Consider the following 20,928-nt stretch of genomic DNA (forward strand, 5'->3'; position numbering starts at 1 on the left):
CCGGGGAAACACCGCATGGCGTTTGAAAACCTGTCTCGCGCGGCTCTGGTCGTCCTCGGCCTCGCGACAGGCTTGTCAGTCGCTCATGCGGGCGAGCCTGCGACGATCGTCAGCCGCAAGATTTCGGATTTCCATATCGGTCGGGACGAAACCCGTTTCGGTCCGCTGGAATTTATCGGCGGGCTGGAGATGGTGTCGAGCAATTCGCTCTTCGGCTCGCTTTCTTCCATCCGCATGCGCCCTGACGGCAAGAGTTTCGTCGGCGTTCTCGATACCGGGCAATGGCTGACGGGCAACATCGAACGCGACGCCATGGGCAGGCTGTCCGGGCTTTCCGATGTCGAAATCACGCCGATGCGGGATCGGGTTGGCCGGACCTATGAGGGCAAGGGGCATATGGATGCCGAAGGCCTCGCGCTGGATGGCGACCGGATTCTGGTTTCCTTCGAACAGTATCATCGCGTCGACGTCTATCCGGATCCAGGTTTTCTCGACTCGCGATCCCTGTCGACGGTCGGGATCCTCATTCCACGTGACGAGATGCGGTCAAACCGCGGGATTGAAACAGTTGTCATAGCCCCCGCCTCGAGCCCGCTGAAAGGCGCGCCCGTAATTGTGGCGGAGCGTAGCCTAGACGAGGACGGCAACCGGCTTGCGGCCATTCTGAGCGGCCCGCTGAAGGGGCAGTTCACGGTCGAGGAGGATGGCAGCTTCGATGTGACCGACGGTGCCTTCCTGCCGGATGGCGACCTGCTGCTGCTGGAGCGGCGCTTCAATATGGCCGAAGGCATCGGCATGCGCATCCGCCGTATCAAAGAGGCGGATATCAAACCTGGCGCCATTGTGAATGGGGAACTGCTCGTCGAGGGCAATTTCAACTACAATATCGACAATATGGAAGGGCTCGATGCCTTCCAGGCGGCCGATGGCACGACGCATGTCATCCTGGTGTCTGACGACAATCACTCCATCCTGCAGCGCAATCTGATGCTGGAGTTCCGACTCATCGATTGAGGACCGTCGAACGGGTGTCATAACTTTGCGCTATGCGGGCCGTCCTTTTCGACATCAGCCTTTGAGAGCGTACCATGCACATCCACATCACGGGAGCGTCGGGCTCCGGCACGACCACGCTTGGCCTTGCGCTGGCCGAGTTGCTCGGCATCCGTCATCTCGATACCGATCATTTCTTCTGGATGCCGACCGATCCGCCCTTCACGACGCAGCGCGAGGTTGGGGCGCGTATCGCGATGCTCAGGCAGGAAGCTTTGCCCGATGCCGGCTGGGTGCTCTCCGGCTCGGCAATGAAATGGGGCTCGGAATTCGAGCCGCTTTACGATCTGGTCGTCTTTCTGAGGATCGATCCCGTCGCACGTATGGAGCGCATCCGCAGGCGCGAGGAGGAGCGGTACGGCGATAGGATCAGGCCCGGTGGCGACATGGCGGTGAAAAGCCGCGAATTCATGGAATGGGCGGGGAGCTACGATACGGCGGGACCGGAACGCCGAAGTCTCGTTGGGCATGAGGAGTGGCTGAAGACGCTGACGAAGCCAATCCTGCGGCTCGATTCATCACGGCCTGTCGGAGAACTCGTTGCGGAGGTGCTGAGCCATCCGGCGGTCATTGCAAGGCGCCCTTAGAGCGCCGTGCGTCCATTCGGACGCACAAAGGACGCTCTAACTCTTTGAATCTACGCATCAGGCTTTCCGAAAATCGATTCCGATTTTCGGGCCGATGCTGTAGTCGTCGTGAGATCTTCGGCTAGTGCGCAACGGCTTGTGCGGACTGGCTGCAGCAAGCCTACAGCCAGTCCGTCCAGCATTCATGGTCAGAGCGTTTTCCTGGGCCGCTCAGCCAGAAATGATCCCATCCAAAGCGAGGAGCAAGGTGGGGAATTCAGAGATTCCGATCCTGCGGTGGATTGCAGGCTGGTCTTTACCGCGCAACGGCCGACTGCATGGGGCGCAGCACGTTCATGAGGGCGCCATAGGGCAGCAGCATCACCAGGCCGACAAGCATCTTTACCGCGAAATCGCCGAGTGCCCAGGAGAACCAGCGCGGAGCTTCCGTCGAGAGGACACCGAAGATCGGCGCGTTTTCCAGCGCGAAGGGTTCGTTCGGGCCGAGGAAGACGAAGAAGGCGGCGAAGGACAGCGAGAAGAACATCACGGTGTCCAGCGCCGAACCGATCAATGAGCCGAGGAGCGGCGCGCGCCACCAGGCCTGACGGCGCAGGCGGTTGAAGACAGCGATATCGAGAAGCTGGCCGGCGAGATAGGCGGAGCCGGAGGCGATTGCGATACGCGGAACCGAGGTGAAGAAAGAAAGCGCAACACCAACGACGAAGCCGGCGAAAACCACCTTACGCGCAGCCTGCGGGCCGAACTGGCGGTTCGTCAGATCGGTGATCAGGAAGGCGATCGGATAGGAGAAAGCGCCCCAGGTGAGAATGTCGGCAAGATTGATGCCGGCAATCGTGGCGTTCAGCGGAAACTGAACGAGGAAGTTAGAGGCGACGACGACAAGCGTCATCAGGGGGACATAGGCAAGCGTGTAGCGGGTCTTCAGCATTTTTTTATCCTGGGTGATGCCACCAGTTCGAGTAAATTTCAGGCTGGAACGAGGGCCAGCCTGGCAAAGCAAAAGGCTTGTCCGGGTATTATCCGTGCAAGCCTTTCAAAGCTTTAGAAGGACGTTGGCCGAAGCTTAAGCAGCAGCGGCTTCAGCGGTCTTCTTGACAATCTGACGACGCAGCAGACGGGCGCGCATCGAAAGTTCGCCTTCGTTTGCCTTGAGCAGGAAGGCATCGAGGCCGCCACGATGCTCGACGGAACGAAGAGCAGCAGCCGAAACGCGAAGACGGTAACGCTGGCCGAGCGCGTCGGAGATCAGCGTAACCTGGCACAGGTTCGGGAGGAACCGGCGCTTGGTCTTGTTGTTGGCATGGCTGACATTGTTACCAGTCAGGACTGCCTTGCCGGTCAATTCGCACATGCGGGACATGGAACACCTATTCTTGTTTTTCTCGGGCCATTGAATGACAATCCGGCAACAACCGGCTGCGCGATCCATCAGGCCATGATTGGAAAGTTGCGGTTCTATAGTCAGACCGGTCGCGCGCGTCAAGCCAAACCTTGGCCTTTCCCGCAATTCTGTCAAAAAGCTGCTGTTTTCTTCGCAATGCGGCAGGAGTATAGACCGCAGTTCAAGGGCGCACTCGGCCCGGCAAGACAAGGCTCTCACTATGGCTCACCTTGGCAGACAGATATTGGTTTCGGCATTTGCGGTGCTCCTGGCCCAGCCGGCCGGTGCGAGCGAAGTACAGCATCGCACGGAATATAAGGTGGCCCTTGCCGGCCTGACGATCGCGCGCGCCGCCTTCCTCACGAAGATCGAAGACGATCACAGCTACAATATTGACGGCGATATCAAGTCGGCCGGTCTTGCCGATCTTGTGACCGACATCCTGGCCAAGACCAGTGTCAGCGGCGTTGTGCGCAATGACAGGCTGCAAGCGGCGAAATACGTTCTCTATTATAAGAAAGGCAAGAAGGCGCGGACTTATGAGGTCAGCTACCGCAACGGCGACATCGTTTCGGCCACCACGACGCCTGAGCCACGCAGGCCGAAAGAGTGGATTCCGGTAACGCAGAGTGACATGCGCTCTGTGCTTGACCCGATCTCCGGTCTCATCTTCACCGGTGATACGAATGTCTGCTCACAGAAGCTGCCGATCTTCGACGGCGAGACGCGCATGGACCTCGTGCTTTCGCCGAAGGGCGACGAAGATTTCTCGACGGATGGGTTCAAAGGCAAGGCGACTGTCTGCGGCGTGCGCTTCGTTCCGCGCTCCGGTTACAAGAAGGGCCGCAAGGATCTCGTCTATCTCAGCAAGAGCAATCGCATGGAAATTTGGTTTGCCAAGGCGGAGGCGGCAAATGTATATGCTCCGGTCTACGTCCGCATTCCCACGGAATACGGTACGGTGACGATCACGGCTGTGAAATACGGCCGCGTGAACAGCTGACGGAGCTAGCGCAAGTCTCCGCGAGGGGGATGGCGTGAAGCTTCAGGCAACGTTGATCGGTTTTACGGCCATTCTCATGTGGTCGTTCCTGGCGCTCTTTACGGCTGCGTCAGGCAAGATGCCGCCGTTCCAGCTTTCAGCCATCTGCTTTGCCATCGGCAGTCTTCCCGGCATTTTCGTGCTTACCCTCAACCCATCGCGCATCGCCCTCCTGAGGCAGCCGGCAAAGGTCTGGATCACCGGTATTGCCGGTCTGTTCGGCTACCATTTCCTCTATTTCACGGCGCTGAGAAACGCACCGGCCGTCGAGGCAGGCTTGATTGCCTATCTGTGGCCGCTGCTGATCGTGGTCGGTTCGGCATTGCTGCCGGGCGAGAGGCTGCGCTGGTACCACATTGTCGGCGCTCTGGCAGGTCTCTGCGGCACTTTCCTGATCGTCGGGCGCAACGGCATCGATTTCGACGGCGCCTATGCCGTCGGCTATGGTGCGGCCTTCCTCTGCGCCTTCACATGGTCCGGTTATTCGCTGCTGACGCGGCGTTTCGATGCGGTCTCGACCGATGTGGTCACTGGCTTTTGCCTTGCGACCTCAGTGCTTTCGCTGATCTGCCATCTGGGACTGGAGACGACGATCTGGCCGGAAACAGGCTTCGAATGGGTTGCGGTGGCTGGGCTTGGTCTCTTCCCTGTCGGTGCGGCCTTCTATGCCTGGGATTACGGTGTCAAGAACGGCGATATCCAGATACTCGGCGCGGCAAGTTATGCCGCACCGCTGCTTTCAACGCTGATATTGACCGTTTTCGGCATTGCTGAGCCGAGCTGGCGTATCGCGCTTGCCTGCCTGCTGATCACTGGAGGTGCAGTGCTGGCAGCGCAGGAAATGTTCCGCCGCAAGCCGCAGATGCAGACGGTCGAGGCTGAGCGGGCTTAGATAATGCCGGGCTTCCAGTCCGGCGGCGCCATCTCGAATTTGGAAAATTCAAAGCCAGGGGCCACCGTGCAGCCGACCAGCGTATAGTCGCCCAGCGTCTCGGCCGATTGCCACCAGTTGGCGGGGATGATCGCCTGCGGCCGCTCGCCGCCCGCAATGTCCGTTCCGAGTTTCAGCGTTTCGCTGCTGCCACCATCTTTGGAGCGATGGAGAGCCAGCGGCGCGCCGGCATAGTAGTGCCAGACCTCTGCCGCGTCGTGTACACGATGCCAATGCGAGCGCTGGCCCTTGGCCAGCAGATAATAGATTGCCGTCGAATGGCCGCGCTCCCCGCCATTCGTGTCGCGGAAGGTCTGGACATACCAGCCGCCTTCGGGGTGCGGCTGCATGCTGAGTTCGCGAATGATCTCCTCGGAAGTGAGTTCTTTTCCGGCCATGCCTAAAAATTGTCCTTGCGCTTACGAATCTCGGCGAAGACCTCTTCGTTCGTCTTGCCTTCCATCAGCAGGTTGCGGCGGATAGCGGGATCGGCCGCGCGCAGAAAGGGGTTGGTTTCTTTTTCGAGCGCCAGCGTCGTCGGGATGGTGAACTTGCCTTCGGCGCGTAGCGCCTCGATTTCCGCGGCGCGGCTTTTCAGACGCTCATTGTCGGGGTCGATGGTAACTGCGAAGCGGGCGTTGGAGAGCGTATATTCGTGGCCGAAATAAATAGCGGTCTCATCCGGCAGGACCGCCAGCTTCTGCAGCGAATGCCACATGTCGGCGGCGGGTCGTTCGAACAAGCGGCCGCAGCCGAGCGCAAAGAGCGTGTCGGCGGCAAAAAGCAGCTTGTCGTCGACAAAGTGGTAGCAGATGTGGCCCGCAGTATGGCCGGGCGTTTCGATGACGTTCACCGTATGGTCGCCGAAGAGGAAGCTGTCGCCGTCGCTCATCGTCTTGTCGAGGCCGGGGATTGCCACGGCTTCATTAACTGGGCCGATGATCTCAAGGCCATACTGTTCCTTCAACGCCAGATTGCCTTCCACGTGGTCGATGTGGTGGTGGGTCGTGAAGATGTGAGTGACGTTCCAGCCGCGGCGTGCGGCAGCAGCTTCGACGGCTGCCGCATCGGGCGCGTCGATCGAGGCGGTCTGCCCGGTCTCCGTATCATGGACCAGAACGCCGAAATTGTCGCTGCGGCAGAGAAAAACTTCTAATTCCAAAGGTTTCATCGCTCAAATAATCCCTTATCCCTCGAACTGACCGGGAATGTAGAGGTTCCGGCCTTGAAGTCCAACGGGTCGCTGATAACATTTGAAATAATGCACGCCGATATCGTCGATCTTCGCCAATTCTATCATTCCGAACTGGGGCGCATGGCCGAGCAGTCGATCGCCATAGCGTTATCGTCGCTTTGGGTTCGGCTGCCGCAGGAGCGGCTTGTGGGCATCGGCTATTCCGTGCCTTTCCTCGACCGGTTCCAGGCCGATACGGAGCGCACCTTCGCCTTTATGCCGGCCGGCCAGGGGGCGGTTAACTGGCCTGTCGGTTCGCTTTCCTCCACCGCGCTGATCTTCGACGAGGAACTGCCGCTGCCGGATTCTTCGATCGATCGCGTCCTGATGGTGCATTCGCTAGAATTTGCGGAAAGTCCGCGCGAGACGCTGAAGGAACTCTGGCGGGTACTGGCGCCGGGCGGCCGCCTCGTTATCGTCGTACCGAACCGCCGCGGTGTCTGGGCGCGCATGGAGCATACGCCCTTCGGCTCCGGCCGGCCATATTCCCGCGGCCAGCTGACCCATCTGCTGCGAGAGACCAATTTCACGCCGGGTGCCACAGCCGAGGCTCTGTTCTTCCCGCCATCGAAACTGCGCGCCGTGCTGCGCTTGCGTCGCGGCTTCGAGCGGATCGGCCGCATGCTCTGGCCGGCTTTTTCTGGTGTCATCATCGTCGAGGCACAGAAGCGGCTCTATCAGGGTCTGCCGGTTGCCGCCCGCGCCTCCCGCCGCGTCTTTGTGCCTGTGCTTGCGCCGCACGGCGTGCCGACCACACGCAGCCGCTGAGCGCTGCAGCACTCGACAAAATCGCCGTTCCGCTTTAATTGCACTCAAGTCTTTCGCCGGCTTTCCGGCAGTTTCCAAGGTCGATCCATGAGCGTTGAGATGAGCAAACCCGTTCCGCGTCCCGGTATTCTCGATATCGCAGCCTATGTGCCGGGCAAGGAGCATGCACCGGGTGTCGCCCGCGTCTACAAGCTCTCCTCCAACGAGACCCCGCTTGGCGCGAGCCCCAAGGCGATCGAAGCATTCAAGGCGGCAGCAGGCAATCTTGAGCGTTATCCTGATGGACAGGCGCTTGAGCTACGCGAGGCTATCGCTTCGGTACATGGGCTCAACCCGGCAAACATCCTGTGCGGCAACGGCTCCGACGAATTGCTGGGCTTGCTCTGCCACGTCTATCTCGGCCCCGGCGACGAAGGCATCATCACTGAGCACGGCTTCCTCGTCTATAAGATTCAGATCATGGGCGCGGGTGCGACGCCTGTCGTGGTCAAGGAAAAGAACCACACGGTCGATGTCGATGCGATCCTTGCTGCGGTGACAGACAAGACGAAAATCGTCTTCATCGCCAATCCCGGCAATCCGACCGGCACTTATATTCCAGTCAGCGAGATCCGCCGCCTGCAGGCCGGCCTGCCCAAGCATGTCGTCCTCGTGCTTGATGCAGCCTACGCGGAATATGTCCGCCGCAATGACTACGAATCCGGCATCGAGGTCGTCTCCTCGAACGCCAACGTTGTCATGACCCGTACCTTTTCGAAGGCTTACGGTCTTGCAGCTCTACGCGTCGGGTGGATGTATGCCCCCGTCGAGATCATCGATGCGCTGAACCGTGTGCGCGGTCCGTTTAATATGAATGCGCCGGCAATCGCGGCGGGTGCGGCAGCCATTCGCGACCAGTCCTTCGTTCAGGAAGCCGTGTCCTTCAACCAGATGTGGATCGAGAAGCTGACGAGCGCATTCGAGGCCATTGGCCTCAAGGTCACGCCCTCGGTCGCCAACTTCGTTCTCATCCATTTCCCCGAAACCGACGGCAAACGTGCCGCAGATGCCGACGAATTCCTTACGAGCCGCGGCTATATCCTGCGCGCAGTACGCAGCTATGGCTTTCCGAACTCGCTGCGCATGAGCGTCGGTCCGGAAGAGGCCAATCACGGTGTCATCGAGGCGCTCGGCGAATTCATGGGGCGCAAGGCATGACGGTGCAGTTCGATCGCATCACCCTGATCGGTATCGGTCTGATCGGCTCCTCCCTTGCTCACGATATCAAGCGGCTCGGACTTGCCAAAGAAGTCATCGTCGCCACGCGCAGCGCCGAGACGCTGAAGCGCGCTGAGGAGCTGAAGCTTGGCGATCACTATACGACCTCCTCGGCCGAGGCGGTAAAGGATGCCGATCTCGTGATTGTTTCGGTGCCGGTCGGCGCTTCCGAGAGCGTGGCGAAAGAGATTGCCGGAACCCTGAAATCCGGCGCGATCGTCACGGATGTCGGTTCCACCAAGGCTTCCGTGATTGCGCAGATGCAGCCGCATATGCCTAGCCATGTGCATTTCATTGCCGGCCACCCGATCGCGGGTACGGAAAAGTCCGGCCCGGATGCGGGCTTCCCGGGCCTGTTCCAAGGGCGCTGGTGCATCCTGACGCCGCTCGAAGGAACCGACCCGACAGCGCTGAAGACGCTGCGCAGCTTCTGGGAAGCGCTCGGCTCCCGAGTCGACGAGATGGATGCCCAGCATCACGACAAGGTCCTCGCCATCGTCTCGCATCTGCCGCATCTCATAGCTTACAATATCGTCGGCACGGCCGACGATCTTGAGACCGTCACGGAATCAGAGGTCATCAAATATTCCGCCTCCGGCTTCCGCGACTTCACCCGTCTTGCGGCATCAGATCCGACGATGTGGCGGGATGTCTGCCTGCACAATCGTGACGCGATCCTGGAAATGCTCGCGCGTTTCTCGGAAGATCTCGCCTATCTGCAGAGGGCGATCCGCTGGGGCGAGGGCGACAAGATCTTCGAACTCTTCACGCGCACCCGCGCCATCCGCCGCTCGATCGTCCAGGCAGGGCAGGATGTTGATGCGCCGGATTTCGGCCGCCCGCATCCGCTGGAAAAGAAATAGTCATGATCGAGATCGCGAAGCCGGGCCGGACGGAGAAGGAATGGCTGCTTCGCGAAGATCATGTCGGCGAAGCCTGGGTTTCCCGCTGCATCGATCTCGGCGAATACCTGATCGCCCGAGAGCAAGATGAAATCATAGGCTTTCTGCGCTTCTCCCGTTTCTGGGGACGGATTCCCTATATGGAAATGATCCGGGTGCTGGATGGCCATCGCCGGTCCGGCGTCGGCACGGCGCTGTTTCTCGCCTGGGAAACGGAGATGCATGAGAGCGGCGCGAGCCTTTTGATGACGTCGAGCGAGTGCGATGAAAGCCGTCCGCAGGATTGGCATCGCCGCAACGGCTTTTCCGAAACCGGATCGATCGAACTGCCCGGTATCCAGACGGTGCCGGAAGTCTTCTTCCTTAAAAAACTCGGTTAAACCGGCGGGATTTTGCCGAGCGGGATGAAGCCGCTCACCGTTGCATTGCCGTGGTCGACGACGAGATCGACGGAAACCTTGTCGCCGCCGCCAGCAAGCGCCTTCAACAGCTTGGTCGCGGTATCGACTGTCGAGGCGACATCCGGGAATGCCTCCTTGATGCTTTTGCCCCAGGGACCGAGCTGCTCGATCTCCAGCTTGAACTTGCCGGACAGGAAACCGTTTTCGTCGAAGGCAAAGGGGCCGGAGACGGTCATCACCTTGCCATCGCCGATATCGGCGACGATGCGGCGAAGCTCGCCCTGAGAGCCGTGGATCCCCTGTTCGTCGGTGCCGTCGATCATTCCGGCTTTGCCAATCAACGTCAGGTCGGCGCTGGCGGAGAATTTCGGAAAGACCTGCGGCCATTCCTTGATTACAGCATCGGCGTTTTCGACGGAGATTGCGCCGTCAAGATCCGCTCCGTTCTGCCGCAGGTGGATTTCGGTGCGGGCGGCATCGAAATTGACGGTCTGACCGGTAAAGGAGGAGATGGCCACGGCCTTCAGCCCGTCGATGACCGTCGAGGTACGGTCGATGCCTTGTGCTTTGGTGACGAGGCTCGATTGCAGATTGTCCCATTGGGCATTGACGGTCAGGCCCTGCGCGGTACGGATTTCGGCAGGCGAGTCGAGTTCCCAGACGATGTGGCCGGGGGCATAGACCTGAGCGGCGGAGCGAAGAGCGCCGAAGGTGGCGGAAATACCGTTTACATTGTCGTCCACATCCACCTTGGAGCAAAAAAGTCCGATGCGGAAAGGAAAGCCGCGGAATTCGATATCGGAGCACTCGCCGCTCACGCCGACATCGGCGCGGGGCGCGATCGCGGTCAGCACAGTCTGTTTCAGTGCGGAGGCCGCATAAAGCCAACCGCCCGCATAGAGGGCGATCACCAGAAGGATGGCGCCACCCAGCAACCAGAATTTCCTACCGCTGCTATATTGGCCGCTGCCGGATTGGCTTGACGCTGCCATGATGTTCTCCAATGGTGAGAGCGAAATCTGATTTGATCTGGCGTGCGATATGGACGAATTTTGGGTATTTGGCTACGGCTCGTTGATGTGGAATCCGGGCTTCGAATTCGTCGAGCGATGGCAGGCCCTGGTTCGTGGTTACCGGCGCTCGCTCTGCGTCCGCTCCTTCGTCCATCGCGGCAGTCGTGAAAATCCCGGTCTCGTCCTCGGCCTAGACAGGGGTGGTGCCTGCCGTGGCACGGCCTTCCGGGTCGCTCCCGACAATAGGGACGAGGTGATCGACTATCTGCGCGCCCGCGAACTCGTCACCAACGTCTATCTCGAACGGCACCTGCCGCTACAGCTTCCCGATGGTCGCAGCGTGCGGGCCGTCGCCTATGTGGTCGATCGTGCGCATGAGCAATATGCCGGCGCGCTGGATGCGCTTGCCGCCGCGCGAATCGTCAACGTTTCGGTCGGCCAGTCGGGGCCGAACGATGCCTATGTCTTCAACACGCTGGCACATCTCAAGGAGATGGGTATCCGCGACCAGTGGCTAGAGCAGGTGGTCCAGGAAGTTATGCGGCTGCGTAACACAGCTTAAGCAGTAACAGCCCTTTTTTTGCGCAGTTCAGCCAGCCGTTCAACGGCGGTCGGCGGCAGCGGAACATGCGGATTGCGCTCCACGGTATCGATCAGAAGCTGATCGCTGGCGCTTTCCGTCACGTCGATCAGATGGGCGAAGAAGGCGTCGGGATCCATGCCGGGCATGATGGGCGGCAGGATCTGCACCTTGAAATGACCGGGATAACGCATGGTGCTGCGGCGCGGCCAGAACAGACCGGGATGCATGACGATGGGCACGACCGGGAGCTTCAAATCGCGGTACATGCGGGCGATGCCATATTTGTACATTGGCTCGGCACCCGGTGGGCGTCGCGTGCCCTCGGGATAGATGATGAGCTGGCGGCCGGTGGCGAGCTCTTCTTTGGTGCGCTTCAGGACCTCCACCATCACCTTGCCGCGTGCGCCACGATCGACCGGGATCATGCGCTGCCTCTTGGCATACCAACCGAACAGCGGGATCCACATTAGCTCGCGCTTGAGGATATAGACCGGGTCCTTGAGGTTGGGCAGCAGCGCATAGGTGTCCCAGAAGGACTGATGCTTCGGCGCAAGGATGTAGCTGCCATCGGGCAGGTTCTCCAAGCCCTCGATCTCGAAGGTGGTGCCTACGATCACCCGCATCAGCCAATGGTTCGAGCGCGCCCAGTTCTTGGGGACGTTGTAGGCGAGCTTGCGCGGCGCGATGAAGTAGAAGGGAGAGAGCACGATCATCCTGACGATGAGGTTGGCATAGAAGATCGTGTTGAACAGAACGGAACGCAGAGCGATCATGAAACTTTCCCGAAGCACGGTCACGCCGACCGGCCTACACGATATTATCTATCAGAAAAAGCGCCTGATTGCCGTTACAGCGCTGTGCGTCCATTAGGACGCACAAAGGACGCTCTAACTCATTGAATTCACGCATCAGGCTTTCTGAAAATCGATTTCGATTTTCAGGCCGATGCTGTAGCGCGTAAAAGCGTCAGCTCTGGCCGGCCAGGCTGGCGGAACGCAGGCCGGTATGGCGCAGGCCGAGGATGTTGCGCGCGCCGGCCATCAGCAACTTGGCGTATTCGGCCAGCATGACGCGCAAGGCATTCGGATCGATAAACCAATCACGTGTCTTCAGATCGGAATTGACGACAGGATAGGGGATGAATTCGATGTCGGGATCCACATAGGCGAGTTCTGCGAGGCTGCGCGGCATGTGGTAGTTATTGGTGACGACGAGTATGCTCTTGTAGCCTCTGTCGTGGATCCAGTTCGACGCCTCCTCCGCATTGCCGATCGTATCGAGAGCGTCGTAGCCGATGTCGACACAGCAGGAGAAAAGATCGGCAGGCCCTTGAGTCATCTTGCGGATCTGCGTCGGTGTGGTGGACGGATGCGCCCCCGAGATAAGCAACCGCTTGCCGGCGCCTTTCTGCAGGAGCTCGACGGCCTGATCGATGCGCTGATAACCGCCGGTCAGCACGATGATTGCGTCTGCCCTCGGCTCGGCGGGGGGCTTCAGCGTCGTCACCGAATCTGCGAAGCGCAAAAAGCCGCCAAAGATCAGCGCTGCGAGCAACACGCAGGAGAAGCCCATCCAGCGCAAGACGCGACGGACCGGGCCACGCCGCGGCGAAACGCTCTCGGGGCGTTCAAGCTCCGGCTCCGGGCGAATCGGATTGCGTGTCGTATGGCCCATCGTCATGGGTCGTGATTATACGCTGATTGCGGCGCGGAACAGACGCTTTGATGGCAAAAAGGCATGGCTGCGGCTAATTCACGATGCCGTCCGCGCGTGTTGGATCGGAACGCAATGTATCGATTTCATAGATTGTGCGCATGACGGTGAGCCGCGCCGTGAGCGTCGTCAGCAGTGCGATGACGATCATCGTCGCGAAGATGCCGAGATAGCCGAGGACGCCGACCGAAAAAGTACCGAAGAGGGCCGTTGCCTGATCGGTTTCCGGCGTGGCCAGTGTCTTGCTCTGCAAGAAGCCGGCGCCGGCGAAAAAGAGGGCGGCCAGTGCACTGCCGATCGCCGAACCCTTGAGGCTGATCTTCAGGAAATGCTTCTGGAATTCCGTTGCGACGAAGGAGCTCTCGGCACCGACGAAATGCAACACTTCGACGATGTGGCGGTTGCCCGAGAGCACGCCGCGCGTGGCAAAGACCACCGTCAGCACCATCGCGGCAAAAACAAGCAGCAGGATGCCGGTACCGATCATGACCGTGGTGCGAGCCATCGCTACCAGCCGGTCGACCCAGGTGCGGTGATCGTCGAGGAAGGCTTGCGGAACGCTTTCCTTCAGGAGATCCCGCATTGCCGCAAAGTCGGGCGGATGGTTCTCGTCGATGGTGATGATCACCAGTCGCGGCACGGGGAGTTCCTTGATGTCGAGGCCGCTGCCGAGCCAGGGCTCCAGAAGGCGCGCGGTGGCGGCTTCATCGACGATCTGCCCACTCTTCGTGCCGACGAAGGTCAGCGCGATATCACGGGCCTGAACGAGAGTTTTTTCCATATCCAGATTGTCGTCTGGCTTGATCTGAATGGTGATTTCGCGGGAGATCTGGCTTTCCCAGCTCGCTGCCGTCGAGCGAACCATGCTGACGCCCCCGAGCGTCAGGCAGGCGAGGAAGGCCATGATGGCGATGACGACCATCAGCGCATTGCCTTGAATGTTCGATGGCGGCAGGATCGGCGCCGTCGGGCGCACGCGCATCTCCGGGCGCTTGGGCTGCTGGGCAGGAGCAGCGGCGGGCACCTTTGCTCGGGTCCTGGTCGGCGTTTTAGTCATAAATATCGAGATGCCCTTCCGAGAGGATCATGCGGCGGGCTTCTACCTGGTCCATCAGCGAGAGATCGTGAGTGGCGATCACCACGGCGGTGCCCAGACGATTGAGTTCCATGAAAAGGTTCAGCAGGCGCTTGGCCATAGGTGGATCGACATTGCCGGTCGGCTCGTCGGCAAGCAGCACTTCCGGTCGATCCATCAATGCGCGGGCGATTGCAGCGCGCTGCTTCTCGCCACCTGAGAGCACGGGCGGCAGCACGTTGATGCGTTCGCCAAGACCGACCCATTTCAAAAGTTCCAGCACGTCAGTCTTGTAGGTACTTTCATCCTTGCCGCGCACGCGAAGCGGCAGGGCCACATTTTCATAGGTCGTCAGATGGTCGAGGAGACGAAAATCCTGAAAGACAAGGCCGACGCGGCGGCGCAGCAGCGGCAGTTCAGGACGCGGGATTTCGGAGATGTCGCGTCCGAACATGCGGATCAGGCCGCGGGTCGGCTGCAGTGACATGAAAAGCAGGCGCAGAAGCGTCGTCTTCCCGGCGCCGGAGGGGCCAGTTAGAAACTGAAACGACTTTTTCGGGATGTCGAAGGTCAGGTCGCGGAGGATTTCCGGACCCATGCCATATCGCAAACCGACATTCTCGAAGTGGATCAACGGGCAGCTCAGTCTTTCGTGGTTTCACCGCATGACTTGTTAACCAACACCGTTAACAGCCGGTAAATTTTGCCGGAAAGACGCCCGTTTGATGGCGATCTTTGCGAAGCATTAACCATTTAAATTTACGACTGGGCTGGATTCGTTTCAATGCCAAGATTGTCTCAGGCAGTGAAACCATGTGGACATCCGAGAGGCCGCCACCATGGAAGCATCCTCCTTCAGACGACAGGCCGCCGGCCGGGCCTATGATTTTCTGCCGCCGGAGCCCGGTATCCGCCAACCCCGCCGCATGTCGCGCAGGGATGACGTTGCCGATGCCGAATTCATTGTCGTCGGCAAGGCGCGGTCACAAGGTGCATCTGTCAGTGCCCGTGATGCGACCCATAACGACAATCGCCGTCGCGTCCCGTCAAAGGCTCGGCCTCCGGTCTTGCTTGCCACCGCTGCCGCAGTCGTGCGCGGTATGGAGGTCTGGCTGCAACGGGCGTCGCTACGGGGCTTTGCGGCACTGGTGATCTCGCTCTTCGTACTGGTCTTCGGGCTTGCCGGCGGATTTTCCGGTCTTTCGAACAGCGGAGCGTCGCCTGCTGCTGCGCTCCACTTCTCACATGTGACGATTACCCCGCGCGACGCCAATGGCATGCGCATCCTGCTGATCAATGGCATCATCGAGAACGCAAGCGGCGTGACACAACAGGTCAAGCCGATCCGTGCCGACCTCGTCGCAGACGAGCGGCTGACTGCCAGCGTCGTCATCGAGCCGCCGACGGACGCCATCTATGCCGGGCAGAGCCGGGGTTTTTCCACCCGCGTGCAGCATGCCGGCGGCAAGCTGCCGGAGGTTCGGCTTTCCTTCATGCCGTGATCGCCGGCAGGCGCTTTTAGGCTGATCGATAGGAAAACCTCTCCTTGCGGGGTGTGTCGCCGAAATTAATGTGCTAACGGCTTACCCTTCATTTTATGGAGCAAGCCTTTATGCCTGTCGTGCGCGGAAAAAACATCGAGCCGCTCTTCACCGCCGAGCAGATCGCCGAGCGCAATCACTCCATGGCGCAGGAGATCGCCGCCGGTCCGACGAAGGACCTCCTGGTTATCGCTATACTCAAGGGTTCTTTCATTTTCGCAGCCGATCTGCTGCGCGCCCTGCACGATACCGGCCTTGCTCCCGAAGTAGAATTCATCACGCTCTCGAGCTATGGCACCGGTACGGTGTCGCAGGGGGTGCGTATCGTCAAGGATATCGACAGTGACGTGAAGGATCGTGACGTTCTGCTGATCGACGATATACTTGAATCCGGCCGCACGCTGCTGTTCGCCAAGGAACTGCTCTATGAGCGTGGGGCGCGCAACGTCACCATCGCCGTACTGCTCGACAAGAGTGTGAAGCGCAAGGAAAAGCTGGAAGCTGATTATGTCGGTTTCGAGTGCCCTGACTATTTCGTCGTCGGTTACGGCATGGATGTCGCCTATGCGTTCCGCGAGCTGCCCTTCGTCGGCGTGGTTACCGGCGACGCGTAAGCGTCCTCCTTCAAGACGGCTTGTTAACCATTCCGTCGATCGGCCTGATATGTTTACCGATCGCTAGGGAACCGCATGCGATCTCCGTCGCGGGGCATGACGACGGAGCAATGCACAGATGGCAAAAATTCTGATCACGGAAGACGAAGATTCCCTTCGTATTTTCGTAGCCCGGGCACTACGCCTTGACGGTCATGAGACCGATGAAGCCGCCGATGGGGCGGAAGGGCTGGAAAAGCTGAAGGGCGGCAGCTACGATCTGCTGCTCTCCGATATTCGCATGCCGGTCATGGACGGCATCGAACTTGCGCATCAGGCCAAGGACGCCTTTCCCGCGCTGAAAATCCTGCTGATGACGGGCTACGCCGAGCAGCGCGAACGGGCCGACGATCTCGCCGAAAAGATCATTGATGTCGTGCCGAAGCCGTTCGCCCTGCCTGACATCCGCAAGGCCGTAGCGCGGGCTCTGGTGGCTTAACATTTTGTGGCGTGGGCGTGCTTTAAGGCACGCCAACAGCTCCCACATCTTCAAGCATCACTGAATATCCAGCAGACGCTCGAGATATTGCCGTTCGATTGCCTGAGTCGGATTGTTGCCCAGCTTTTCTCGAATAGCGTCGAGAATCTCTCGGGCACGCTGAACATCGATCTCGTCGGGTATCTTCACATCGTTGTTCATATCCGGCCCGAGATCGGTCTGGCGGGGGCGGCCGAGCGGATCGCGTCCGTTCTGGTTGCCTTGGCCGAGCTGGCCGTTCGGACCCTGCTGTCCTTGTTGACCTTGCTGCGCCTGCATCATCTGGCTCATCATGTCGCGGGCGCCTTGCCGCAGGGCTTCAAGCGCCCGTCCCTGACCTTCCACGGCGCTGCTGCCGTTGCCTTGGCCGAGGTCACGGCCGGCGCCTTCCATTTCGCGCTGCGCCTGACCGAAGCCTTCGCCCGGCTTCATACCCATATCGCCAAGGCCCTTCTGCAGTTCCTGCAACTGCTTGCCAAGCGCATCCTGCTGGGTACGGAGTTGTTTTAACGCTTCGCGCAGTTGCTCGGCCGTCATCTGGTCGCCGGGCTGCTGGCCCTGCTGCTGCTGTTGACCCTGCTGCTGTTGCTGCTGGCCCTCTTCGCCGGGCATCATGTCGTCCATGTCTGGATCGCCGCGCTGCATGCGGTCGCGTAACCGCTGGTCGAGGCGGAAGGTCTCATCCATCAGCTTCTGCTGGTCGCGCAGGATCTGACCGAGTTTATTCATCTGCTGGGTCAGCTGGCTGTTTTCCTGCTGCTGGCCGCGCTGCGGGCGCGCCGTCTGCAGGTTGTTCATCAGACGCTGCAGATCGGAGAGCATCTGCTGGGCGGCATCGCGATTGCCGGAGCGTGCCAGATTTTCAATCTGGTCCATCATGCGCTGCAAATCCTGCTGGCGCAGGAAATTCTGGGCATTCTGGTTCGGCTGCATCGGCATATTCTGCAGGCGCTGGGCGAGCTCGCTCATATAGTCCTGCATCGCTTTCCGAAGCTCGTCCATCAGCTTCTTGATTTCGGCGTCTGGCGCATTGCGGTTCAGCGCATCGGCAAGGTTCTGCTGGGCGTCGCGCAGCCGCCGTTCGGCAAGCGAAAGATCGCCTTCCTCGATTCCAAGCGCGATGTCCCAGAGATATTGAGCCGTATCCTTGAGCTGCTCATCACCCTTGGCAAGCTTCATGCGGGTCAGTGCGGACTCGATCAGCAGGTAATGGGTGGTGTTCGGGATCGTCTCCTCGGGCCGGATCGTCAGGGCTTCGTTGAGGGCGATCGCCTCGGGCATCTTGCGGATATCGAGAGCGAAGGTCTGGCGCTCTTCGGCGACGGCGGCAGCCAGCGGTTCGCTGAACGGACGCGACGGCATGATCATCTCATAGGGCGGGCTGCGGCCGGTCTGCCCGGCGGCATCCTTGGCGACGAGGGTGATGCGCACGCGTTTGCCGGCGAGCGGGTGTTCGGTCAGGTTCTTGCTGGTCAAGCCCTTGCCGTCACGTGCATTGCGGCGGGGAATTTCCAGCCGGAATTCCGGCAGCGGAAAGAGCGGTGTTGCCGAAGGATCGGATTCGACCGGCCCGATCTCGGCACGGGCTTCCTGCACGCCGTAATCGTCCTTCACCGTAAAGCCGATTTCCAGCGCGCCGTTGACGGTGCGGCGCGGCATGCCGTCGAAGCCGATTTCCGGCGCCTTGTCGGGCAGCACGTCGAAATTCCAGGTGCGGCCGTTTGCCTGCAGCGCGCCATTTTCCTCGAGCTTCATGACGTGCGTCTGCGCCATCAACTGAGGTGCAACTGGCGTGCCTGACGCCTGTTCGGTATCGGCATTTGTGGCCGGCTGCTGCGGCCGCGTGTCTTCCTGGACAGCGATTTCCTGGCTTTCGCCATCGGCCTTTCTGAACAGCACCTTCTCGGTCGATTGGCCGCCACTGACGCGCACCGTCAGGCTGGAAAACTGCGGAACACTGATCGGCGCCTGTTCACTGCCGTCAGTCGTCAGATAGATCGGTGCGCGGCCGGTATAGGAAGGCGGGGTCACCCATGCATCGATACGCACGGCCGGATTGCTTGTTACGTGCGCGGGTGCAGGCTGGAATGCGTCGGCGACGGAGCCGCCGTTGATCGACAGTGAATAACCGAATGCGGTGACGACCAGCAGCGCCGGAATGGCACGCAACGCAAAGCGGTCGTGTCGGGCGATATCGGGTCGCGGCAGGCCGGCGTCCAATGTCGCGATCTTCCGCGCCATGCGCGTCTGGTGTTCACGCCACAGGGTACGGGAGAACGGTGTATCGAAGGCGGGTTCATCCTCCTGCACCATGACTGGCTGATGCGGCAGGCCGTTACGTTCTTCCAGCATGCGGTCGGCATCGACAATCCGCGGCCAGCGAAGATTGCGGAACGGCAGCAGAGAAACAAGGAAGCCGGCAGCAAAGGCGATCAGAAGGAGGACCCGCAGCCAGTCCGGCAGGATGCGGAAGAAGCCGAACCAGGAGACCGAGAGATAAATCGCGATGACGGAAAGAGCGGGCACCAGCGACGGAAGGACCTGCTCGGCGAAAAGCACGAGCCGGGCCAGGAAACGTTTTGCCGCCACCAGCCGCGCAAGAGAGGGTTGAAGCGCGAATGCGCCTTTCTTCTGCCTTGCGGGGCTTGTCATCAATCCGGTCTCCGCGATCTGGTGTTCAGGGAACAGAGGGCGCTTCCGGCGATTGCTGGGCAATACGCTCACGAAAGAAAAGGATAACACTCTTTGTGGCGAAGGCGAGGGCGAGCATCCGTCAATACCGGTATTTCGCGTGTGGTCGCCAAAAAGTGATTGCGGCTTTTAGTCCAGCCAAGCTGGAACGGAATCGAGACCGATCAGCTCCGAATAGGTCCGGCGGGGGCGAACCACATGGAATTCATCACCCTTGACCAGGACTTCGGGCACCAGAAGGCGGCTGTTATAGGTGCCTGCCTGAACTGCGCCATAGGCGCCGGCCGTGCCGACGGCGAGGAGATCGCCCGGCTTTGGGGCCGCCATTTCCCGGTCGAGCGCGAGGTAATCGCCGGTTTCGCAGACGGGGCCGACGACATCGGCACGAATGCGCGGCGCGTTGGCGGCCGAAATCACCACGGGACGGATCTCATGATAGGCTTCATAGAGTGTCGGGCGGATAAGGTCGTTCATCGCGCCGTCGACGATCACGAAAGTCTTCTCGCCGCCATCCTTTATGTAGATGACTTCTGTCACAAGGATACCGGCATTGCCGACGATCAGGCGGCCGGGCTCAGTAACGATCTTGCAGTTCAGAGCGCGAAGCTGGTTCTTGACGATTGCGGCATAGGCATCCGGCAAGGGCGGCGGGTTGTTATCGTCCCTATAGGGAATGCCGAGACCGCCGCCGATATCGACGTGGTGGATATTGTGGCCATCGGCGCGCAGCGTGTTGACCAGATCGTGCAATAGCTTGAAGGCATCATCGAAGGGCTGCAGCTCAGTGATCTGGCTGCCGATATGCATGTCGATGCCGGTTACTTCGATGCCGGGCAGGTTTGCTGCGCGGGCATAGATGGCCCGGGCGCGCTCCCAGGAGATGCCGAACTTGTTTTCCTTCTTGCCTGTCGAAATCTTCGCATGGGTGCGGGCATCGACATCGGGATTGATGCGGAAGGAAACGGGCGCCTTCTTACCGGCGCGCACGGCACGTTGGTTCAGCACTTCGAGTTCCGGTTCGGATTCGACGTTGAAGCAGTAGATGCCGGCTTCCAGCGCGTAATCCATCTCATTCGGCGTCTTGCCGACGCCGGAGAACATGATGCGATCGGCGGGAATTCCGGCCGCAAGCGCACGGCGCAGCTCGCCTTCGGAAACCACATCGATGCCGGCGCCGAGCCGGCCGAGCGTCTTCAGTACGGCCTGGTTCGAATTGGCCTTCATCGCATAGCAGACCATGGAATCGACATCGCCGAAAGCCTCGGAGAAAACCCGGTAATGGCGCTCGAGCGTTGCTGTCGAGTAGACATAGAAGGGCGTACCGACCGCTTTGGCGATCTCGGGAACGGGAACGTTCTCGGCGTAGAGAATGCCGTCGCGGTGCTGGAAATGGTTCACGGGAGTCGGGCCTTAAAGAAGGGGATCGAGGAGGAAAGGCTTGTCGACGGTACCGGGCTGTTTCGTCGGCTTGGAGATATCGCCGCCCTTCGAGGCGTTCGCGCTCGGCGGATCGAGGTCACCTTTGCGGCCGCATCCGGCAACGGCAAGGCCGATGACGGCAAAAACCACCGTAAGGCGGATGAAATGCGGCAAGCTCGTCTGCATGGATATCCTCATATCGG

General features: G+C 60.1%; 23 protein-coding genes and 1 pseudogene. 12 read left to right on the top strand and 12 right to left on the bottom strand.

Features of this window, described 5'->3' with window-relative positions; translation table 11 throughout:
- The first annotated feature begins 15 nt into the window (after positions 1–15).
- Together JNB85_RS18215 and JNB85_RS18220 are read left to right on the top strand one after the other, a co-directional pair.
- Entirely contained in the window at positions 16–1,014 is a 999-nt protein-coding gene (locus JNB85_RS18215; RefSeq protein ID WP_220335718.1) for an esterase-like activity of phytase family protein, read from the top strand.
- Positions 1,015–1,088: 74 nt separating this feature from the next.
- A complete protein-coding gene (locus JNB85_RS18220; RefSeq protein WP_220335719.1) occupies positions 1,089–1,640 on the top strand; it encodes an AAA family ATPase in 552 nt (183 codons plus the stop codon).
- Between the two features lie 295 nt (positions 1,641–1,935).
- Here the strand turns inward: JNB85_RS18220 and JNB85_RS18225 are convergent, their stop codons facing one another.
- Together JNB85_RS18225 and rpmB are read right to left on the bottom strand one after the other, a co-directional pair.
- A complete protein-coding gene (locus tag JNB85_RS18225; RefSeq protein WP_220335720.1) occupies positions 1,936–2,571 on the bottom strand; it encodes a VUT family protein in 636 nt (211 codons plus the stop codon).
- 135 nt (positions 2,572–2,706) lie between these two features.
- Positions 2,707–3,003 carry a 50S ribosomal protein L28 gene (rpmB, locus tag JNB85_RS18230; protein WP_007822210.1) on the bottom strand — a complete coding sequence of 99 codons (297 nt, stop codon included), beginning with the start codon at positions 3,001–3,003 and terminating at the stop codon, positions 2,707–2,709.
- Positions 3,004–3,244: 241 nt separating this feature from the next.
- Here rpmB and JNB85_RS18235 point away from each other — a divergent pair, with 241 nt between their 5' ends.
- Positions 3,245–4,027 carry a DUF3108 domain-containing protein gene (locus JNB85_RS18235; protein ID WP_220335721.1) on the top strand — a complete coding sequence of 261 codons (783 nt, stop codon included), beginning with the start codon at positions 3,245–3,247 and terminating at the stop codon, positions 4,025–4,027.
- Positions 4,028–4,061: 34 nt separating this feature from the next.
- A complete protein-coding gene (yddG, locus tag JNB85_RS18240; RefSeq protein ID WP_220335722.1) occupies positions 4,062–4,958 on the top strand; it encodes an aromatic amino acid exporter YddG in 897 nt (298 codons plus the stop codon).
- Here yddG and JNB85_RS18245 read toward each other — a convergent pair.
- Positions 4,955–5,395 carry a cupin domain-containing protein gene (locus JNB85_RS18245; RefSeq protein ID WP_220335723.1) on the bottom strand — a complete coding sequence of 147 codons (441 nt, stop codon included), beginning with the start codon at positions 5,393–5,395 and terminating at the stop codon, positions 4,955–4,957. The genes yddG and JNB85_RS18245 overlap by 4 nt on opposite strands.
- Before the next feature lie 2 nt (positions 5,396–5,397).
- The gene (gene gloB, locus JNB85_RS18250; protein ID WP_220335724.1) at positions 5,398–6,168 is read right to left on the bottom strand and encodes a hydroxyacylglutathione hydrolase; all 771 of its coding nucleotides are present in this window, start codon (positions 6,166–6,168) and stop codon (positions 5,398–5,400) included.
- A 54-nt stretch (positions 6,169–6,222) separates the two neighbouring features.
- Here gloB and JNB85_RS18255 point away from each other — a divergent pair, with 54 nt between their 5' ends.
- The 4 genes and pseudogenes from JNB85_RS18255 to JNB85_RS18270 all read left to right on the top strand — a co-directional run bounded on the left by JNB85_RS18255 (position 6,223) and on the right by JNB85_RS18270 (position 9,538).
- A complete protein-coding gene (locus tag JNB85_RS18255; protein WP_220335725.1) occupies positions 6,223–6,999 on the top strand; it encodes a class I SAM-dependent methyltransferase in 777 nt (258 codons plus the stop codon).
- 99 nt (positions 7,000–7,098) lie between these two features.
- Positions 7,099–8,196 carry a histidinol-phosphate transaminase gene (gene hisC / locus JNB85_RS18260; protein WP_220335726.1) on the top strand — a complete coding sequence of 366 codons (1,098 nt, stop codon included), beginning with the start codon at positions 7,099–7,101 and terminating at the stop codon, positions 8,194–8,196.
- Positions 8,172–9,119: pseudogene (locus tag JNB85_RS18265) on the top strand (prephenate/arogenate dehydrogenase family protein); the annotation flags it as partial. The gene hisC and the pseudogene JNB85_RS18265, both read left to right, overlap by 25 nt.
- Before the next feature lie 2 nt (positions 9,120–9,121).
- A complete protein-coding gene (locus tag JNB85_RS18270; protein WP_220335728.1) occupies positions 9,122–9,538 on the top strand; it encodes a GNAT family N-acetyltransferase in 417 nt (138 codons plus the stop codon).
- Here JNB85_RS18270 and JNB85_RS18275 read toward each other — a convergent pair.
- The gene (locus JNB85_RS18275; protein WP_220335729.1) at positions 9,535–10,551 is read right to left on the bottom strand and encodes a DUF2125 domain-containing protein; all 1,017 of its coding nucleotides are present in this window, start codon (positions 10,549–10,551) and stop codon (positions 9,535–9,537) included. The genes JNB85_RS18270 and JNB85_RS18275 overlap by 4 nt on opposite strands.
- A 49-nt stretch (positions 10,552–10,600) precedes the next feature.
- Between JNB85_RS18275 and JNB85_RS18280 the strand changes: the two genes are divergently transcribed.
- Positions 10,601–11,134 (top strand): gamma-glutamylcyclotransferase, encoded by a 534-nt coding sequence (locus JNB85_RS18280; protein WP_220335730.1) that lies wholly within the window; start codon positions 10,601–10,603, stop codon positions 11,132–11,134.
- On the opposite strand, the gene JNB85_RS18285 is transcribed toward JNB85_RS18280, so the two are convergent.
- The 4 genes from JNB85_RS18285 to ftsE all read right to left on the bottom strand — a co-directional run bounded on the left by JNB85_RS18285 (position 11,131) and on the right by ftsE (position 14,577).
- Positions 11,131–11,928: a lysophospholipid acyltransferase family protein gene (locus tag JNB85_RS18285; protein WP_220335731.1), complete on the bottom strand. Its 798-nt coding sequence runs from the start codon at positions 11,926–11,928 to the stop codon at positions 11,131–11,133. The two genes, JNB85_RS18280 and JNB85_RS18285, sit on opposite strands and share 4 nt — an antisense overlap.
- Before the next feature lie 193 nt (positions 11,929–12,121).
- Complete coding sequence (locus JNB85_RS18290) at positions 12,122–12,835, bottom strand: YdcF family protein (RefSeq protein ID WP_220335732.1); 714 nt, start codon at positions 12,833–12,835, stop codon at positions 12,122–12,124.
- 67 nt (positions 12,836–12,902) lie between these two features.
- Positions 12,903–13,850, bottom strand: a complete 948-nt coding sequence (locus tag JNB85_RS18295) for a cell division protein FtsX (protein WP_420852279.1) — start codon at positions 13,848–13,850, stop codon at positions 12,903–12,905.
- Between the two features lie 67 nt (positions 13,851–13,917).
- Positions 13,918–14,577 carry a cell division ATP-binding protein FtsE gene (gene ftsE, locus JNB85_RS18300; protein ID WP_183749604.1) on the bottom strand — a complete coding sequence of 220 codons (660 nt, stop codon included), beginning with the start codon at positions 14,575–14,577 and terminating at the stop codon, positions 13,918–13,920.
- A 205-nt stretch (positions 14,578–14,782) separates the two neighbouring features.
- Here ftsE and JNB85_RS18305 point away from each other — a divergent pair, with 205 nt between their 5' ends.
- The 3 genes from JNB85_RS18305 to JNB85_RS18315 all read left to right on the top strand — a co-directional run bounded on the left by JNB85_RS18305 (position 14,783) and on the right by JNB85_RS18315 (position 16,576).
- Positions 14,783–15,445, top strand: a complete 663-nt coding sequence (locus tag JNB85_RS18305; protein ID WP_220335734.1) for a hypothetical protein — start codon at positions 14,783–14,785, stop codon at positions 15,443–15,445.
- 110 nt (positions 15,446–15,555) lie between these two features.
- On the top strand, positions 15,556–16,098 hold the full coding sequence (hpt, locus tag JNB85_RS18310) for a hypoxanthine phosphoribosyltransferase (RefSeq protein WP_220335735.1): 543 nt from the start codon (positions 15,556–15,558) through the stop codon (positions 16,096–16,098).
- A 118-nt stretch (positions 16,099–16,216) separates the two neighbouring features.
- On the top strand, positions 16,217–16,576 hold the full coding sequence (locus JNB85_RS18315; protein WP_183749606.1) for a response regulator: 360 nt from the start codon (positions 16,217–16,219) through the stop codon (positions 16,574–16,576).
- A gap of 57 nt (positions 16,577–16,633) precedes the next feature.
- Here JNB85_RS18315 and JNB85_RS18320 read toward each other — a convergent pair whose 3' ends face one another.
- The 3 genes from JNB85_RS18320 to lptM all read right to left on the bottom strand — a co-directional run bounded on the left by JNB85_RS18320 (position 16,634) and on the right by lptM (position 20,911).
- Positions 16,634–19,267: a TIGR02302 family protein gene (locus JNB85_RS18320; RefSeq protein WP_220335736.1), complete on the bottom strand. Its 2,634-nt coding sequence runs from the start codon at positions 19,265–19,267 to the stop codon at positions 16,634–16,636.
- A 168-nt stretch (positions 19,268–19,435) separates the two neighbouring features.
- Complete coding sequence (gene lysA, locus JNB85_RS18325; protein WP_220335737.1) at positions 19,436–20,704, bottom strand: diaminopimelate decarboxylase; 1,269 nt, start codon at positions 20,702–20,704, stop codon at positions 19,436–19,438.
- A 12-nt stretch (positions 20,705–20,716) separates the two neighbouring features.
- On the bottom strand, positions 20,717–20,911 hold the full coding sequence (gene lptM, locus JNB85_RS18330) for an LPS translocon maturation chaperone LptM (RefSeq protein ID WP_183749609.1): 195 nt from the start codon (positions 20,909–20,911) through the stop codon (positions 20,717–20,719).
- Between the last annotated feature and the right edge of the window lie 17 nt (positions 20,912–20,928).

Source organism: Rhizobium mesosinicum (assembly GCF_019511345.1).
Lineage (GTDB): Bacteria > Pseudomonadota > Alphaproteobacteria > Rhizobiales > Rhizobiaceae > Rhizobium > Rhizobium mesosinicum.